At 73.7% G+C, this 16,006-nt stretch carries 18 protein-coding genes and 1 tRNA gene; 8 read left to right on the top strand and 11 right to left on the bottom strand.

Annotated elements, in window-relative coordinates; translation table 11 throughout:
- Nucleotides 1-7: 7 nt before the first annotated feature.
- Nucleotides 8-1,015 carry an alpha/beta fold hydrolase gene (locus ND486_RS23290; RefSeq protein WP_083474253.1) on the bottom strand — a complete coding sequence of 336 codons (1,008 nt, stop codon included), beginning with the start codon at nt 1,013-1,015 and terminating at the stop codon, nt 8-10.
- A 77-nt stretch (nt 1,016-1,092) separates the two neighbouring features.
- On the opposite strand from ND486_RS23290, the gene ND486_RS23285 reads away from it, so the two are divergent.
- On the top strand, nt 1,093-1,602 hold the full coding sequence (locus ND486_RS23285; protein ID WP_251786604.1) for an NUDIX domain-containing protein: 510 nt from the start codon (nt 1,093-1,095) through the stop codon (nt 1,600-1,602).
- On the opposite strand, the gene ND486_RS23280 is transcribed toward ND486_RS23285, so the two are convergent.
- From ND486_RS23280 to ND486_RS23270, 3 genes are read right to left on the bottom strand one after another with little or no spacing between them, the layout of a single operon-like run.
- Entirely contained in the window at nt 1,568-1,804 is a 237-nt protein-coding gene (locus tag ND486_RS23280) for a hypothetical protein (protein ID WP_062396644.1), read from the bottom strand. The genes ND486_RS23285 and ND486_RS23280 overlap by 35 nt on opposite strands.
- Before the next feature lie 47 nt (nt 1,805-1,851).
- A complete protein-coding gene (locus ND486_RS23275) occupies nt 1,852-2,601 on the bottom strand; it encodes a methyltransferase domain-containing protein (RefSeq protein ID WP_251786603.1) in 750 nt (249 codons plus the stop codon).
- A gap of 17 nt (nt 2,602-2,618) precedes the next feature.
- A complete protein-coding gene (locus ND486_RS23270) occupies nt 2,619-2,831 on the bottom strand; it encodes a helix-turn-helix domain-containing protein (RefSeq protein WP_020623051.1) in 213 nt (70 codons plus the stop codon).
- Between the two features lie 230 nt (nt 2,832-3,061).
- Here ND486_RS23270 and ND486_RS23265 point away from each other — a divergent pair, with 230 nt between their 5' ends.
- The 3 genes from ND486_RS23265 (at nt 3,062) to ND486_RS23255 (ending at nt 5,445) form a co-directional block, all read left to right on the top strand.
- Complete coding sequence (locus ND486_RS23265) at nt 3,062-4,138, top strand: MBL fold metallo-hydrolase (protein WP_251786602.1); 1,077 nt, start codon at nt 3,062-3,064, stop codon at nt 4,136-4,138.
- Nucleotides 4,139-4,363: 225 nt separating this feature from the next.
- Nucleotides 4,364-4,855: a DUF3145 domain-containing protein gene (locus ND486_RS23260; protein ID WP_043277342.1), complete on the top strand. Its 492-nt coding sequence runs from the start codon at nt 4,364-4,366 to the stop codon at nt 4,853-4,855.
- Between the two features lie 44 nt (nt 4,856-4,899).
- Nucleotides 4,900-5,445, top strand: a complete 546-nt coding sequence (locus ND486_RS23255; protein ID WP_062396637.1) for a hypothetical protein — start codon at nt 4,900-4,902, stop codon at nt 5,443-5,445.
- A gap of 41 nt (nt 5,446-5,486) precedes the next feature.
- Here ND486_RS23255 and ND486_RS23250 read toward each other — a convergent pair whose 3' ends face one another.
- The 5 genes from ND486_RS23250 to ND486_RS23230 all read right to left on the bottom strand — a co-directional run bounded on the left by ND486_RS23250 (nt 5,487) and on the right by ND486_RS23230 (nt 10,520).
- Nucleotides 5,487-6,734, bottom strand: a complete 1,248-nt coding sequence (locus tag ND486_RS23250; protein WP_251786601.1) for a beta-ketoacyl synthase — start codon at nt 6,732-6,734, stop codon at nt 5,487-5,489.
- 55 nt (nt 6,735-6,789) lie between these two features.
- A complete protein-coding gene (locus ND486_RS23245; protein WP_020623056.1) occupies nt 6,790-7,032 on the bottom strand; it encodes an acyl carrier protein in 243 nt (80 codons plus the stop codon).
- Nucleotides 7,033-7,086: 54 nt separating this feature from the next.
- Complete coding sequence (locus ND486_RS23240; protein WP_251786600.1) at nt 7,087-8,067, bottom strand: beta-ketoacyl-ACP synthase III; 981 nt, start codon at nt 8,065-8,067, stop codon at nt 7,087-7,089.
- 5 nt (nt 8,068-8,072) lie between these two features.
- Nucleotides 8,073-8,996, bottom strand: a complete 924-nt coding sequence (locus ND486_RS23235) for an ACP S-malonyltransferase (RefSeq protein WP_100878358.1) — start codon at nt 8,994-8,996, stop codon at nt 8,073-8,075.
- Nucleotides 8,997-9,137: 141 nt separating this feature from the next.
- A complete protein-coding gene (locus ND486_RS23230) occupies nt 9,138-10,520 on the bottom strand; it encodes a CdaR family transcriptional regulator (RefSeq protein ID WP_251786599.1) in 1,383 nt (460 codons plus the stop codon).
- Between the two features lie 9 nt (nt 10,521-10,529).
- Between ND486_RS23230 and ND486_RS23225 the strand changes: the two genes are divergently transcribed.
- On the top strand, nt 10,530-11,276 hold the full coding sequence (locus tag ND486_RS23225; protein WP_251786598.1) for a pirin family protein: 747 nt from the start codon (nt 10,530-10,532) through the stop codon (nt 11,274-11,276).
- Between the two features lie 92 nt (nt 11,277-11,368).
- On the opposite strand, the gene ND486_RS23220 is transcribed toward ND486_RS23225, so the two are convergent.
- A complete protein-coding gene (locus tag ND486_RS23220) occupies nt 11,369-11,572 on the bottom strand; it encodes a cold-shock protein (protein ID WP_073577448.1) in 204 nt (67 codons plus the stop codon).
- Between the two features lie 225 nt (nt 11,573-11,797).
- Entirely contained in the window at nt 11,798-14,578 is a 2,781-nt protein-coding gene (gene aceE / locus ND486_RS23215; protein ID WP_251786597.1) for a pyruvate dehydrogenase (acetyl-transferring), homodimeric type, read from the bottom strand.
- Nucleotides 14,579-14,948: 370 nt separating this feature from the next.
- On the opposite strand from aceE, the gene ND486_RS23210 reads away from it, so the two are divergent.
- The 3 genes from ND486_RS23210 to ND486_RS23200 all read left to right on the top strand — a co-directional run bounded on the left by ND486_RS23210 (nt 14,949) and on the right by ND486_RS23200 (nt 15,926).
- Complete coding sequence (locus tag ND486_RS23210; protein WP_020624178.1) at nt 14,949-15,380, top strand: DUF3052 domain-containing protein; 432 nt, start codon at nt 14,949-14,951, stop codon at nt 15,378-15,380.
- Entirely contained in the window at nt 15,329-15,841 is a 513-nt protein-coding gene (locus ND486_RS23205; RefSeq protein ID WP_308215877.1) for a peroxiredoxin, read from the top strand. Before ND486_RS23210 ends, ND486_RS23205 begins: the two co-directional genes overlap by 52 nt.
- A gap of 13 nt (nt 15,842-15,854) precedes the next feature.
- Nucleotides 15,855-15,926, top strand: a tRNA-Val gene (locus ND486_RS23200).
- The last annotated feature ends 80 nt before the right edge of the window (nt 15,927-16,006 follow it).

Raw genomic sequence — 16,006 nt, 5'->3', positions numbered from 1 at the left:
GCCCGGGTCAGGTCGCCGAGACCGGTCCCGGCCGCGCCCCGGCGACGCCGGCGGGCGGGGGAGCGGGGCAGCGCAGCAGCTGGCGCCACTGCTCCGGGCTCCACCGCGCCGGGTCGGTGGACCCCAGGAACTCCTCCAGCACCCCGACGAACCGGGCCGGGTCGCTGTGGTGCGGGAAGTGCCCGGCGTCGTCGAAGACCTCCAGCCTGCTGCCCGGCATCGCGGCGTGCGCGGTGCGGGCGTGCGCCAGCGGCACGACGGCGTCCCGGGCGCCCCACACGAGCATGGTCGGCATCCCACGGGTCAGGTAGCAGCGATCGAGCATGGTCACCACCTGCCCGCGCCAGTCGACGACGGCGCGCAGCGTCCGGATGAACGCCGTCCGCGACGTCGCGTCGGGCAGCGCGTCGACCAGCCGGAGCAGGTCGGCGGCGTCGCGGCCGAGGTCGGCCCCGACCAGGCGCAGCGCGTCCAGGGCCCACCCGAGCTGCCACCGCAGCGGTGGCAGCTGCGAGGCCGCCAGCACCGCGTGCGCGCCGGGCAGGCTCACCGCGCGCAGCAGCGGCGTGACCTCCGGTCCCGCCCCGCCGGTGCCGACCAGCACGAGACGCTCGGTGCGTTCGGGGTACTGGTAGGCGAACTGCATGGCGACGCCGCCGCCGAGCGAGTGCCCCACCAGCGTCGCGCGGGGCACCCCGAGGACCCCGAGCAGGTCGCGGACCCCGTTGGCGTAGGCGGCGACGGAGTAGTCGGCGCGCGGCTTGTCCGAGTGCCCGTGCCCGAGCAGGTCCGGGGCGATCACCAGATGCCGCCGGGCCAGTGCGGGGAACACCGCCTCCCACGTGGCCGAGCTGTCGCCGATCCCGTGCACGAGCACGACCGCGGGCCCGGAGCCGGCCACCCGGAACGCCCGCCGGTAGCCGTGCACGGTGCGGAACCGCAGCTCCGAGTCCCGCGGCGGCACGACGCCGAGCCGGTCGCCGACCGGTGCCGGGCGCGAGGTGGGGGCCGCCATCCGCCCGACGGTAGGACCGCCGGGTTACCCCGGTGTTGCCGTCGGCGAACGGCGGTACGGCACCTAGGGTCGACGGCGTGAGCGAGCGCTACCGGGTCGTCCCGGCGTCCTACGTCCTGCTGCTGCGCGGCACCGGTGAACGCACCGAGGTACTGCTCCAGCTGCGTGCGGGCACCGGGTTCATGGACGGCCACTGGGCCGCCGCCGCGGCCGGGCACGTCGAGGCGGGCGAGGACGCGGCCGCCGCCGCGGTGCGCGAGGCCCACGAGGAGCTCGGTGTCACCGTCGACCCCGCCGACCTCGTCCCGCTGACCGCGGTGCACCGCACCCGGCGCAACGGGAACCCGGTCGACGAACGCGTCGACTTCTTCTTCACCTGCCGACGCTGGGCCGGCGAGCCACGTCGCGCCGAGGACGGGAAGACCGCGGGCCTGGACTGGTTCGCCCTCGCCGACCTGCCCGCCGACACGGTCCCGCACGAACGCGCGGTGCTCGAGGCCCTGCGCGACGGCGGCGTCGCCGCGGTCCGCAGCCACGGCTTCGACCAGCGGACTACTCCGGGTCGACGAGCTGGATCTCGACGGTGACGTCCGGGCTGTCGGTGTCGTCGGGGTCGATCGCCCAGTGCAGCACCCAGTCGACCTCGTAGTCGTCGCGCCGCCGGCCGGGCGGGGCGAAGTTGACCCACTCGCCGGCCCGGGGCAGCGTCTGGAACAGGCGGACGAAGTCGGGCTGCTGCCCGATCCTGACCCGCGCGGTGATCGGTGTCTGCGACGACGGGGAGCCCACGGCCGCGATGCTGCCCGACCGGCGCCCCGCGCGCCACGCCCGCCGGTTCAGGGCCGGACGGCGCCCAGGAACCAGCGGTCCACCGAGAACGGTTCGTCGCCGCAGGACGCGACGCCCGACGCCCACGCGTCGACGTCGGCCCGGGTGAGCCCGCACCGGCCCGGCGCGGCGTCGGCGACCATCTCCCGCAGTGCGGCGCCGTAGCCGGTGGAGGCCGGTCCGCGCATCGGCATCCGGCGCGTCCACTCCCCGCCGAACCCGGCGCGCTGCAGCAGCGGGCCCAGCTCGTAGGGCAGCCGCGACCGCGGCACCGTGGTGCACCACGCGTCGCGGATGCGGCGGTGCCGGTCCTGCCCGGGCCCGGGCCAGTGCAGCGAGGTCCAGTCCGTGTCCAGGACCAGCAGTCGCCCGCCCGGGCGCAGGACCCGGTACAGCTCGGCGACGGCCGCCGGCAGGTCCTCCAGGAACTCGAGCACCTGCAGGCAGGCCACCGCGTCGTACGGCCCGCCGGGCAGCGAGCCCGGACCGGCCAACGCGCGCTGCGTGACGACGGCCCGGGTGCCGCACCGGCGTCGCGCCAGTGTCACCATCACCGGGTCCGGGTCGATACCCGTGGCGCCCGGACCGACGGCCCGGGCGACCTCGTCGAGCAGCTGTCCCGGCCCGGTCCCGACGACCAGGATCTGCTCACCGGCCCGCGGATCCAGCAGCTCCAGGGTCCGCTCCCGTTCGGTGCGGGCCTCGGCGGTGTCGTAGGTGTCCGCGACCCGCCGCGCGCTCGCGGCGTCGATCGGCATCATTCCGGCTCCGTGTCTCACCCGCCGGTGTAGCGCGCCGACTCGATCAACGCCTCCACCGACTCGGGTGGCACGCGGAACGAGCGCCCGAAGCGCACCGCGGGCAGCTCCCCGGAGTGCACCAGCCGGTACACCGTCATCCGGGAGACCCGCATCCGGTCCGCCACCTCCGCCACGGTGAGGAACGGCGCGTCCTGCCCGGACCGTTGCTCCGGGATCCCTGCCGCCATGCTGCGCCCCTCCTTCGCCGACCCGCCCCCAGGTCGACCTCTGATCACCGAACGCAGGGACGGTAGCGCGGATCGGACCACCCTCCCGGTGCGAACATGTCCCACCCTCGGGTGGACTGTCCGGAAACTGTCGGCTCTCGGTGTCCGTCCGGACACGCGGGGTGATGATGCGACCCCGTGGGGGGAGCCACCGGCCCGGACGCGCGTGCGCGGTCATCTATCGTCGGGAGGTGACCGCCGCTCCCACCGTGACCGATGACGACCCGGACGGCGACTGGACCGCGCCGGGCGTGTTCCGCAGCGCCCCCGGCGTCTACCGGATCCCGTTGCCGCTGCCGCAGGACGGGCTGCGCGCCGTGAACGTCTACGCACTCGCCGACGACACGGGCTGGACCCTGATCGACTCCGGCTGGGCGATCGACGAGGCCCGCGACCTGCTCGGCAAGGCGCTGGCCGCGCTGGGCTCCGGTTTCGGCGACGTCCGTCGCTTCCTGGTCACCCACGCCCACCGGGACCACTACACCCTGGCGGCGGTGCTGCGCCGCGAGTACGGCACCCGTGTGCTGCTCGGCGCGGGGGAGCGGCCCAACCTGGAGGTCATCACCGATCCCGACCGCCCGCAGGGTGAGCCCGACCGGACCCGGCTGCTGCGTGCCGGCGCCGCCGGCCTCGTCGACGAGCTCGGCCGGGCCGGGCCGTGGCCGCGTCCGCTCCCCGAGGAGTGGGAGGCCCCCGACGAGTGGATCGCCGACCGTGCCGCCATCGCCGTCGCCGACCCGGCGGGTACCCGCACGCTGACCGCCGTGGAGACCCCGGGGCACACCCGCGGGCACCTCGTGTTCGCCGACGAGGCCCACGAGCTGCTGTTCGCCGGCGACCACGTGCTGCCCCGGATCACCCCGTCGATCGGCCTGCAGCCGTCGCCGGTGGCGAGCCCGCTCGGGCAGTTCCTCGACTCGCTGCGCCTGGTCCGGTCCCGGCCGGACGCGACCCTGCTGCCCGCGCACGGCCCGGTCGGCGGCAGCGCGCACGCCCGCACCGACGAGCTGCTGGCCCACCACGACGTCCGGCTCGCCCAGTGCCGCGACGCCGTCGCCGCGGGCCACCCGACGGCCGACGCCGTCGCCCGAGTCCTGCGCTGGACCCGGCGGGAACACCGGCTGGAGGACATGGACCTGTTCAACCGGACCCTCGCGGTCCTGGAGACCGGGGCGCACCTCGACGTGCTCGCCGACCTCGGCGAGCTGCGCCGGACCGAGGTTCCCGACGCCGCCACCGGGGTCGCCGTCGCCACCTACACCGCCTGACCCGCGCGCCGGGCCGCGACACGCCGGGCGCCGTTCACCCGGTCGTCGTGTCGGGGTGGCTCCCCGGAGCGGAATCGGGCAGAGTGAGGCCACCGAAGTCCACTCACGCCACGGAGGTCACCACACCCACATCCAGCACATCAGTACCGCGGGTCCGAGCACCGGCCGCGCTGCGCCGAGGACGTAGGGGAAGACGATCCTCGTCGACGACAGCGGAGGTTGGCAGTGAGCACACGCGGAGTGGTGTTCGTCCACTCGTCGCCGACTGCGGTCTGTCCGCACGTCGAGTGGGCGCTCTCGGGCGTTCTCGGAACGCGGGTCTCCCTCGAGTGGTCCGCACAGCCGGTGGCGTCCGGTCAGATGCGGGCCGAGTGCACCTGGAGCGGTCCCGCCGGTAGCGGCGGGGCTCTCGCGGGGGCGCTGAGGGCCTGGTCGATGCTGCGGTTCGAGGTGACCGAGGAACCGAGCCCCGGCGTGGACGGGGAGCGGTTCATGCACGTCCCCGGCCTCGGCATGTGGCACGGGCGCACCAGCGCCAACGGCGACGTCGTGCTGCCCGAGGACCAGCTGCGCACGGTCATGGCCGAGCACGGCGGCGCCGGGCTGTCCCGGCGTCTCGACCAGCTGCTGGGCACGGCCTGGGACGACGAGCTGGAGTCCTTCCGCTTCGCCGGCGACGGCGCGGCGGTGACGCTGCTGACCCACCGGGTCGGCTGAGCCGAGCCGGGCCGGGCAGACTGTCGTCCCATGGGGGGCGAGGAATGAACGGCCGGGCCGCGATCACGGTCGGCGTCCTGCTGGTGGCGCTCGTGGCCGTCGGCGGTGTCGCGTGGACGGTGTCCGGGACGACCCGTTCCGGCGTCGCCCCCGCCTCCGCGCCGCAGACCGTGCCCGACAGCGGCGCGGGCAGCAGCGAGGTGACGATCAGCGCGGGCGCGGCCGAGCATCCGGCCGCCCAGCTGGTGATGCAGCAGGTGCAGCTCTACTTCAACGCCGTCAACGGCCGCGACCACGCCACCTGGACCCGTGTGGTGAACCCCGAGACCGCCGACCGGCAGCCCCGCGAGTCGTGGCTGGAGGGGATCGGCTCCACCACCGACGGCACCATCCGCATCGACCGGATCGACTCCGCGACCGGCGGCGGTGTGCTCGCCCTGGTGCGCTTCATCAGCGTCCAGGACCCGAACGACGGCCCGCCCGGCCTGCATGTCGGCCGGATCTGCTGGCAGGTCGCCTTCCCGATGGCGGGCTCGCCGCCGCGGATGGACGTCGGGAATCCCGACGGGATCCTGCGCGCCCCCTGCTGAGCGGGCGTGCGGGTCCCCGGCCGGGGACCCGCACGGAACCGTCAGGCCTTGGTGAACACCAGCGAGGCGTTGTGCCCGCCGAAGCCGAACGAGTTGTTGACGGCGGCGTCCACGGTCATCTTCCGCGGCTCGCCGGCGACGACGTCCAGCTCGACCTTCGGGTCCTTGTCGGTCAGGTTGAGCGTCGCGGGGACGATGTCGTCGCGCACGCTGAGCAGCGCGATGATCCCCTCGACGGCCCCGGCCCCGCCCACGAGGTGCCCGAGCGCCGACTTCGGTGCGGTCAGCACCGGGTGGTCGCCGAACGCCCGCTTCACGGCGGTCGCCTCACCCACGTCGCCGACCACCGTGGAGGTGGCGTGGCAGTTGACGTGGACGATGTCGGAGGCGGTCAGACCGGCCCCGGCCACCGCCTTCTTCATCGCCCGGATCTGGCCCTCGCCCTCGGGGTCGGGCCCGGTGATGTGGTACGCGTCGGACGTCAGACCGATCCCGGCGAGGCGGCCGTGCACGGTGGCGCCGCGGGCCTTCGCGAACTCCTCGCGCTCGAGCACGAGCACGCCCGAGCCCTCACCGAGGACGAAGCCGTCCCGCCCGGTGTCGAACGGCCGGGAGGCGCGCTCCGGGTCGTCGTTGCGGGTGGACAGGGTCCGCGACTGCACGAACCCGGCCACGGTGATCGGCACGATGCAGGACTCGGCGCCGCCTGCGAGGACGACGTCGACCTCCCCGTCGCGCAGCAGCTTGTAGGCCCAGGCCAGTGCCTCGGCGCCGGTGGCGCACGCCGAGGCGGGGGAGTGCACCCCGCCCTTGGCCTTGTACTCCAGGCTCACCAGCGCGGCCGGCCCGTTGGGCATGAGCATCGGCACGGTCAGCGGCGAGACCTTGCGCAGCCCGTGCTCCTCGAGCAGGTCGTCCTGCGCGAGCAGCGTCGGCGCGCCGCCGATGCCCGCGCCGATGACGACGGCGAGCCGCTCGGCCTCGACCGCGGCCCCGTCCTCGCCGGGGATCGCGCCGAGCCCGGCGTGCGCCCAGGCCTCCTTGGCGGCGACCATCGCGACCTGCTCGCACCGGTCCATCCGGCGGGCCTGCACGCGGGGCAGGACCTCGGTGGGCTCCACGGCGAGCTGGGCCGAGATGGACACCGGCAGGTCGAACCGCTCGGTCCAGTCGGCCCGGGTGGTTCCCACCCCGGACTTCCCGGCGAGCAGCGCCTCCCAGGTGGAGGCGGCGTCCCCGCCGAGCGGGGTGGTGGCCCCGAAACCGGTGACGACCACTCCGTCGGTCATGACGTCTCCTTCTCCCCGGCGGACAGCGCTACCGGTGCGTGCCCGCCGGTACGGATCACTGGTGCTTGGCGATGAAGTCGACGGCGTCGCCGACGGTCTTCAGCTCGGCGAGCTGGTCGTCCGGGATCTTGGCGCCGAACTTGTCCTCGGCCTGCACGGCGATCTCCACCATCGACAGCGAGTCGATGTCCAGGTCGTCCACGAAGGACTTCTCGGGGGTCACCTCGGCGGTGTCGATGCCGGCGACCTCCTCGACGATCTCGGCCAGCCCGGTGAGGATCTCGGCGTTGTCAGCCACGATGGTTCTCCTTGCGCGGTGGATGGGTGCGGGTGCCAGGTCTCCGGTGCCCCGTCAGGGACAGACGACGACCTGTCCGGCGTAGGACAGTCCTGCGCCGAAGCCTACGAGGAGCAGCACGTTGCCGGACCGTACCCGGCCGGCCGTGCGCATGTGGTCCAGCGCCATCGGGATGGACGCGGACGAGGTGTTGCCGGAGTGCACGATGTCGTCGGCGACGACCATGTCCTCCCGGGCGCCGTGGCGGCGCAGCTTCTTCGCGATCGCCTCGACGATGCGCAGGTTCGCCTGGTGCGGGACGAGCACGTCGATGTCGGCGGGGGTGAGCCCGGCCCGCTCGACGGCGTCCAGCGCGACGGGGGAGATCGCCGTCGTCGCCCACCGGAAGACGGCCTGACCCTCCTGGTGCAGCTTGTTCGTGGTCTCGCCGAGGATCCGGATGGTCGACGCGTGGTCGCCCGCGCTGCCCCAGCTGACCGGGCCGACGCCCACCTCGTCCTCGCCGTCCGCCGGTCCGAGCAGGGCGGCGCCCGCGCCGTCGGCGAAGATGATGCAGGTCGAGCGGTCGTCCCAGTCGACCCAGTCCGAGAGCTTCTCGGCGCCGATGACCAGCACGTGCCGGGCCGAACCGGCGCGGATCATGTCCGAGGCGACGGCCGTGGCGTAGCTGAAGCCGGCGCAGGCCGCGTTCAGGTCGAACGCCGCGACGCCGTTCGCGCCCAGGCCGGTCGCCACCTGGGCGGCGGCGTTCGGGATCGGGTTGGGCATCGTGCAGGTCGCGACGATCACGGCGTCGAGCCCGGCCGGGTCGAAGCCGGCGTCGGTCAGCGCCGCCGCCCCGGCCGCCGTCGCCATGGCCGTCAGCGAGGTGTCGGCGTCGGCGATCCGGCGCTCGGCGATCCCGACGCGGCTGCGGATCCACGCGTCGTCGGTCTCGACCCGCTTCTCCAGGTCGGCGTTGGTGACCACGTGCTCGGGCTGGAAGCTGCCGAGGCCCAGGAAACGGGCCCCGGCGACGGTCGGGGTCGCTCGCATGGGGCTCACTTCCCGTGCTCGGAGATCAGGTCGACGGCGGCGTCGAGCTGCTCGGGGGTCTTGAGCGCCAGCGTCGGGGTGCCCTTGACGGCGCGCTTGACCAGCCCGGTCAGCGTCGCGCCCGGGGGCAGCTCGAGGGTCGCGCCGGTCCCGCGGTCGGCAAGGGTCTGCATGCAGGCGTCCCAGCGGACCGGCCGGGTGACCTGCGCGACGAGCCGGCGCAGCGCCTCGGCGCCGGTGTCGACGGTCCCGCCGTCGGCGTTGGACAGCAGCGTGAGCGTCGGGTCCGACACCGGCACCGACGACGCGTGGCTCTCCAGCGCGGCACGCGCGGGCTCCATGTGCGCGGTGTGGAACGCCCCGGCGACCGGGAGCTCCTTGACCCGCGCCTTCTCCGGCGGCGACGCGACGAGCTCGGTGATCGCCTCCTTCGCCCCGGCGGCGACGATCTGGCCCGCCCCGTTGCGGTTGGCCGGGTCGAGACCCAGCTCGGCGAGGCGGGCCAGCACGACCTCCTCCTCGCCGCCGAGCACGGCGGCCATCGAGGTCGGCGCGACGGCGCAGGCGGCGGCCATCTCACGGCCGCGGACCCCGGCGAGGGCGACGGCGGCGTCCTCGGTCAGCACGCCCGCGATCGCGCAGGCGGTGATCTCGCCGATCGAGTGCCCGGCGACGACGGTCCCGGACGGCAGCTCGACCCGCTCGCGCAGGCGGCGCGCGGCCAGCAGACCCAGGGTGACGATCAACGGCTGGGTGACCGCGGTGTCGGTGATCTCCTCGGCGTCGGCGGTGGTGCCGAGACGCGCCAGGTCGAGCCCGACGGCGTCGGACCAGCCGGCCACGGCCTCCGCCGCGGCCGGGTCCTCCAGCCACGGAGCGAGCATGCCGGGGGTCTGGGCCCCCTGGCCGGGTGCGAGCAGGGCGATCACGGGGACATCACACACCTCTCGGGGGCGGCGCCGGGATACCGGTTACGACGAAGTCGGACCACCGAAGTTGTAGGAAACCTACGAACCGCAGGTGTGACCGGGGCCTCGTTACCGATCCGTAGGGGCCGGATTTTGTAGGGTTCACGACAACGCCCCGCCCACCGGGACACGGACGCCGTCGACCTCCTGATCATGCTCCCCGGTCGGGTCCAGAGGAGTCAGCGGGGTGTGCGCGGCGACGGCCGGGCCGTCGGACGCGCGGGCGGTGCGGTCGGCGACGAGCGCGGCGCGCAGCACGAACGCCTCCCGCGGGTCGGTGGGGGAGCGCCCGACGAGCTCGCCGATGCGGCGCAGGCGGTAGCGCACCGTGTTGGGGTGCACGTAGAGCGCGCGGGCGCAGCCCTCCAGGCTCGCCCCGCCCTCCAGGTACGCGGCCAGGGTGCGCAGCAGTTCGCCACCGGTGTCGTGGAGCGGGGCGAGGACGTCCTCGGCGAGCCGGCGCCGCGCGGCCGGGTCGCCGTGCAGGGCGCGTTCGGGCAGCAGGTCGGCGGCGTCGACCGGGCGCGGTGCGTCGGGGTGACCCGGGGCGGCGGCCAGCCCGGCCAGTGCCTCGGCGACGGCGGCACCCGCGGTGGCCAGATCGGTGCTGGGCGGGCCGGAGACGACCGGTCCGGCCCCGAAGTGCGCCGCGACCTCGGCGAGCACCCGCGCGGTGACCGCGCTCGTCCCCGGGGCCGGCCCGGGCCCGGTCGGCGCCGCACGCGCCGAGGTGGTCTCGGCGAGCCGGTCGGCGACCCGGCGCGCGGGCCGCCCGGTCAGGTGCAGCAGGACCACCAGCCGTCGCCCCTGGACGCCGACGAGCACGTCGTGGCCGAGCCGCGCCGCGACCCGGCGCAGCTCGACGATCAGCTGCGGGGACTCGGGGCCGGAGCCGGGGGCGGAGCCGACCAGGCAGTGCACCGGGGCGGCGGGGTCCCAGCCGAGCGCGGCGGCCCGGGACACGAGCGCACCGTCGGTGTCGCCGCGCAGCACGGCGTCGACGACGAGCGCCTCCAGCCGGGCGTCCCAGGCGCCGCGGGACTCCGCGGCGCCGGCGTACACGGTGGCGGCTGCGAAGGCGATCTCCCGGCCGAAGCGCAGCACGGCCTCGGTGAGCTCGTGGCGCTCGGTGCCGTCGTCGGCGAGCGGGGGCAGGTGCTCCTCGAACACGTCCGCGGCGATACGCACCAGCTCGACGGTCTGGCGCAGGCTGATCCGCCGGGCCAGGTCGCGCGGCGCGATCCGGAACGCCTCGGCGGTGAGCGGGGTGGTGCGGTCGGGCTCGCGCAGCCAGGACACGAAGTTCGCGACGCCGGTCTGGGTCACCAGGGCCACGCCCGCGCGCTGGTCGGCGGGCAGCCCCGCGAACCACGGGCAGCGCCGCTCCATCTCCGCCAGGCAGGCCGCGGCCAGCCGGGACGAGGCGAGCTCGAGGCGGCGCAACGTCGCGTCCGCGACCGGGTGGCGGTGCACGTCGGGCAGCATGACACGACGATGGACGCACCCACAGGACACGTCACGCTGTACCGCGCCGGCTCGCGGGCGCGCACGGAGACCGGCTGGCTCGACTCGCGGCACAGCTTCTCCGCCGGGGCGCACTACGACCCGGCCAACACCCACTTCGGGCTGCTGCTGCTGCACAACGAGGACCGGCTCGTCCCGGGGCGCGGCTACGACGAGCACCCGCACCGCGACACCGAGATCCTCACCTGGGTCCTCGACGGCGAGCTGGAACACCGCGACAGCACCACCGGGCGTACCGCACGGGTCGGGCCGGGCGGGGTGCAGTACCTGGGCGCGGGATCGGGGGTGCGGCACTCCGAGCACGCGACGCCGGACGGGGGCGTGCGGTTCGTGCAGATGTGGGTGGTGCCCGAGGAACCGGGCGGCGACCCGCGCCACCTCGTGCGTGCGGCGCACGCGGGGGAGCGCGGGGACACGGTCGTCCTGGCCTCGGGCCTGGAACGGCACCGCGAGTCGACCCTGCTGCCGCTGCGTCAGCGCGCGGCGGCCCTGTCGGTGGCACGGCTCGCGCCGGGCGCGGCGACGGAGCTGCCGACCGCCCCGTTCGTGCACGCGTTCGTGGCACGTGGGCGCGCGACGCTGGAGGACGTGCCCGGTGACGAGCTCGGTACGGGCGACGCGGCCAGGGTCGTCGACGACGGCGGCCGGCGGATCACCGCCGGACCGGACGGGGCCGAGATCCTGGTGTGGGAGATGCACGCGGCGCTGGGGTGGTGACACCCGGGCACCGCGGAACCGGCCGGGGCGCGCGGGGCCTCGGCCGTGACGGGCTGCTGCCGGTCACCACGACGGACGGGTGACCGGACGGCTCAGAGCGGCGTGACCCCGCTGGCCTGCGGCCCCTTCTGCCCCTGCTCGATGTCGAACGACACGCGCTGCCCCTCGTCGAGGCTCTTGTAGCCGTTCGTCTGGATTGCCGAGTAGTGCACGAACACGTCCGCACCACCACCGTCGGGGGCGAGGAAGCCGTAGCCCTTCTCGCTGTTGAACCACTTGACGGTGCCTTCTGCCATTCCTGCTCCCTGGAGATCATCGGCCCGGAGCACCTCGCCCGGAACCGCGGGCCAGCGACGCACACGGTCGACGCCCTGGTCAGGACGGCGAGTCGCGAGGACGAGTGATCACCGCCACCGCCGTCGCGCGGAGCCTATCGTGATCTGCGCCGCCCTGGGAGGGGCGAAAATCGGCGACGGCCCGCCACCCCGTGCGGGGCGGCGGGCCGTCGTGTGCCGGTGGGGTCAGGCGGCCCCGCCGTCGCCGATCTGCGGGCCGGCGGCCTGCGGGTCGTCGATCTTGTAGCCGGCCGCGGCCTCGGCCGCGGTCTCGGTCTTCACCAGGCCCTGCTTGGCCAGCACCGATAGCGCACCGACGACGATCGACTCGGCGTCGACCGCGAAGTGGCGGCGCACGGCCGGACGGGTGTCGGACAGGCCGAACCCGTCGGTGCCCAGCGACAGGAACGGCGCCGGGGACCACTGGCGGATCTGGTCGGGGACCGCACGCATCCAGTCCGAGACCGCCACGACCGGGGCGTCGCCGTGCTCGCCGTCGCCCAGCTTCTGGGTCACGTACGGCACGACCGGCTCGTCACCGGGCTTGAGCAGGTTGGCGTGCTCGGCCTCGACGCCGTCGCGGCGCAGCTCGCCCCAGGACGTCACCGACCAGACCTCGGCGCGGACGTCCCACTCGTCGGCCAGCATCTTCTGCGCGGTCAGCGCCCACGGCAGTGAGACACCGGAGGCGAGCAGCCGCACCACGGGGCCGTTGCCCTCGGGCGCGGGGGCGAAGCGGTGCATCCCGCGCAGGATGCCCTCGCGGTCCACGTCCTCCGGCTCGGCCGGCTGGCGGTAGGGCTCGTTGTAGACCGTCAGGTAGTAGATGACGTTCTCGGGCTTCTCGCCGACCATCCGGCGCAGCCCGTCCTGGACGATGTGCGCGACCTCGAAGGAGAACGCCGGGTCGTAGGCGACGACGGCCGGGTTGGTCGCCGCGAGCAGCAGCGAGTGACCGTCGTTGTGCTGGAGGCCCTCGCCGGTCAGCGTGGTGCGACCGGCGGTGGCGCCGACCAGGAAGCCGCGGGCCATCTGGTCCGAGGCGGCCCAGATCGAGTCGCCGGTCCGCTGGAACCCGAACATCGAGTAGAAGATGTAGACCGGGATCATCGGCTCGTCGTGCGTGGCGTAGGACGTGCCCGCCGCGGTGAACGACCCGACCGACCCGGCCTCGTTGATGCCCTCGTGCAGGATCTGGCCCTGCTCGGACTCCTTGTAGGCGAGCATCAGGTCGGCGTCGACCGAGGTGTAGTTCTGGCCGTTCGGGTTGTAGATCTTCTGGCTCGGGAACATCGAGTCCATACCGAAGGTACGGGCCTCGTCCGGGATGATCGGCACGAAGCGCGCGCCGATCTCCTTGTCCTTGATGAGCTCGCGCAGCAGCCGGACGAACGCCATCGTCGTGGCGACCTCCTGCTTGCCGGAGCCCTTCTTGACGAAGTCGTAGACCTTGTCGCCGGGGAGCACCAGCGGCTTGCTGGCGGTCCGGCGCGACGGCAGCGGCCCGCCCAGCTGGCGACGGCGCTCCCGCAGGTACTGGATCGCCTCGTCCTTCTCGCCGGGGTGGTAGTACGGCGGCAGGTACGGGTCGGCCTCGAGCTGCTTGTCCGAGATCGGGATGCGCTGCTCGTCGCGGAACTGCTTGAGGTCGTCGAGCGTGAGCTTCTTCATCTGGTGGGTGGCGTTGCGGCCCGCGAAGTGCGTGCCCAGGCCGTAGCCCTTGATGGTCTTGGCCAGGATGACGGTCGGCTGGCCGTGGTGCGCGGTCGCGGCGGCGTAGGCCGCGTGCACCTTGCGGTAGTCGTGCCCGCCGCGCTTGAGCTTCCAGATCTCGGCGTCGCTCATCGGGTCCACGAGCGCCTTGGTCCGCGGGTCGCGGCCGAAGAAGTGGTCGCGGACGTAGGCGCCGTCGTTCGCCTTGTAGGTCTGGAAGTCGCCGTCCGGCGTGGTGTTCATCAGGTTGATCAGCGCGCCGTCACGGTCGCCGTGCAGCAGCGAGTCCCACTCGCGGCCCCAGATGACCTTGATGACGTTCCAGCCGGCGCCCCGGAAGAACGCCTCCAGCTCCTGGATGATCTTGCCGTTGCCGCGGACCGGGCCGTCGAGGCGCTGCAGGTTGCAGTTGACGACGAAGTTCAGGTTGTCCAGGCCCTCGTTGGCCGCGACGTGGATCAGGCCGCGCGACTCGGGCTCGTCCATCTCGCCGTCGCCGAGGAAGGCCCACACCTGCTGCTGGGAGGTGTCCTTGAACCCGCGGTCGCCCAGGTAGCGGTTGAACCGCGCCTGCATGATCGCGTTCATCGGGCCGATGCCCATCGAGACCGTGGGGAACTCCCAGAAGTCCGGCATCAGCCGCGGGTGCGGGTAGGACGGCAGCCCGCCGCCCGGGCCGGCGTGGGACAGCTCCTGGCGGAACCCGTCGAGGCGGTCCTCGCTCAGCCGCCCCTCGAGGAAGGCGCGGGCGTAGATGCCGGGGGAGGCGTGACCCTGGATGTAGATCTGGTCGCCGCCGCCGGGGTGTTCCTTGCCACGGAAGAAGTGGTTGAAGCCGACCTCGTAGAGCGTCGCCGAGGAGGCGTAGGACGAGATGTGCCCGCCGACGCCGATACCCGGGCGCTGCGCGCGGTGCACGGTCATCGCGGCGTTCCAGCGCAGCCAGCGCCGGTAGGTGCGCTCGACGTCCTCGTCGCCGGGGAACCACGGCTCGCGGTCGGTCGGGATGGTGTTGACGTAGTCCGTCGCGGTCAGCGACGGGACGCCCACGTGCTTCTCACGGGCGCGCTGCAGCATCGTCAGCATGAGGTAGCGGGCGCGCTGCTGCCCGGCGTTGTCCAGGACCGCGTCCAGGGAGTCCAGCCACTCGGCCGTCTCCTCGGGGTCGATGTCCGGCAGGTGGGCGGCCAGCCCGTCCCGGATGACGTTGACGCGGCGCTTGTCGTCGCCGGGCGTGCTGCTCTGCGCGGTCAAGGGTTCTCCCTGCCTGATTCCGTCGGTGGCCGGGATCGCCCGGCCCTGTCTTTCCGCCGCCGGCTGTGGGGCGACGTCGCCGGCCGGACTCGGCGGTCGTGGCCGTGGCTCGGTCCATCGTGCCTGTTCCGGCGCGGTCCCGAAACTCGTCGTTCACGAAGTCGGGCTCTGGCCGCGAGGATAGGTACTACTCGTACGTAACTGAACGGAGGGCGGGGTGACCTGCGCGTCACCGCGCCGCGCACCGCGAGCCGGTTGCATCCGGTCGTGCCCCCGTGATCGGATGCCCCATCCGATTTCGCGCGAAGGGTGGCGCCCGCACGCGGAACCGAAGACGATGGACTGCGTGAGCAGCGTGAAAGGGGAACGAGTGGTGACCGCGGCAGATGCCGGTGCGTCCGACATCGCGGCAAAGCTCGGCATCGAGCCGGGCATGATCGTCCAGGAACTCGGGTACGACACCGACATCGACGACCAGGTCAGAGAGGCCGTCGAGGACACGACCGGTGAGGAGCTCCTCGACGAGGACGCCCAGGAGGTCATCGACGTCGTCCTCCTGTGGTTCCGCGACGGGGACGGCGACCTGATCGACACCCTGGTCGACGCCCGAACGCCCCTCTCGGACGAGGGCTTCGTGTGGGTCCTGACACCCAAGACCGGCCGTGACGGCCACATCCAGCCCTCCGAGATCGCCGAGGCGGCTCCGACCGCCGGACTGTCGCAGACGTCCAACGCGACGCTCGGGGACGACTGGGTGGGGTCCAAGCTCGTGCCACCGAAGCAGGGGAAGGGCAAGCGCTGAGCCCAGTCGTCGAGGGTGCGGCCGCCCCGGACTTCGAGCTCCCCGACCAGAACCGACAGCCGGTCTCGCTGGCGTCGGTCCTCGGGTCGGGGCGCTCGGCGCTGATGGTCTTCTACCCGTTCGCGTTCTCCGGGATCTGCGGCGGGGAGCTGGCGGCGGTCCAGGCGTCGCTCCCGGAGTTCCAGAACGACGCCACCCAGGTGCTGACGATCTCCTGCGACCCGACGTTCTCGCTCGGGGCCTGGGCCTCGTCCGCGGGGTTCGGGTTCCCGCTGTTGTCGGACTTCTGGCCGCACGGGGCCGTGGCGTCGGCCTACGGGGTGTTCGACACCGCCAAGGGGATGGCGCGGCGGGGGACGTTCCTGGTCCGCCCGGACGGCACCGTCTCGTTCGCCGAAGTGAACGGGCCGGGGGAGCCGCGGGACCAGGACGGGTGGCGTCGGGCCCTGCGGGCCGTGTGAAGATGTCCGTCCCGGGCGCGTAGCTCAGCGGGAGAGCACTCGGTTTACACCCGATAGGTCGCAGGTTCGAGTCCTGCCGCGCCCACTCTCATCGGTCGACCCCGGCCATATCGATGGCGACGGGTCACGTGCGATCGATGGCTTGGGATTCGGTTCGGTCGATCA

It is taken from the genome of Pseudonocardia sp. DR1-2, assembly GCF_023717215.1.
Classification (GTDB): Bacteria; Actinomycetota; Actinomycetes; order Mycobacteriales; family Pseudonocardiaceae; genus Pseudonocardia; species Pseudonocardia alni.
Note: the sequence above shows the minus strand (reverse complement) of the source record. Positions and strands in the feature narration are given on the sequence as shown.